Annotated in this window: 1 protein-coding gene; it reads left to right on the forward strand. The window is 49.9% G+C overall.

Annotation, left to right across the window (positions count from 1 at the left end; genetic code table 11):
• Positions 1-61: 61 nt before the first annotated feature.
• Positions 62-557 (forward strand): 2Fe-2S iron-sulfur cluster-binding protein (locus EIZ48_RS31615; protein WP_160658793.1); only part of this gene is annotated, 496 nt, incomplete at its 3' end.

Here is a 557-nt window from a genome sequence, read left to right on the forward strand (position 1 = left end):
CAGAAGAGGCAGCAGCGAAAGAAGCAGCAGAAGCGGCAGCGAATAAAGAGGAGCAGGCATAATGTCAGGCAACCGTATCCAAAAAGTTGAAATTCTGCGTTATGACCCAGAGAAAGATGCAGAACCGTACTTCGAGGTGTTCGAAGTCCCGTTTAACGAAACCATGTCTGTGCTTGATGCACTGGGTTACATCAAAGATAACCTAGACAAGGATCTGGCGTACCGCTGGTCTTGCCGTATGGCGATCTGTGGCTCTTGCGGCATGATGGTCAACAAGGTGCCAAAATTGGCCTGTAAGACATTCCTGCGTGACTACCCGAACGGCATAAAAATCGAAGCGCTGGCTAACTTCGCGATCGAAAAAGATTTGATCGTCGACATGACACCGTTCGTTGAGCGCTTAGAGGCAATCAAGCCTTACATCATCGGTAACGATCGTAAGCCTGAAGATGGTCCAAACAACCAGACCCCAGAGCAAATGGCGAAGTACAAGCAGTTCTCTGCCTGTATCAACTGTGGCCTGTGCTACGCGGCATGTCCTCAGTTTGGCCTGAACC

Source organism: Photobacterium alginatilyticum (assembly GCF_009910675.1).
Classification (GTDB): Bacteria; Pseudomonadota; Gammaproteobacteria; order Enterobacterales; family Vibrionaceae; genus Photobacterium; species Photobacterium alginatilyticum.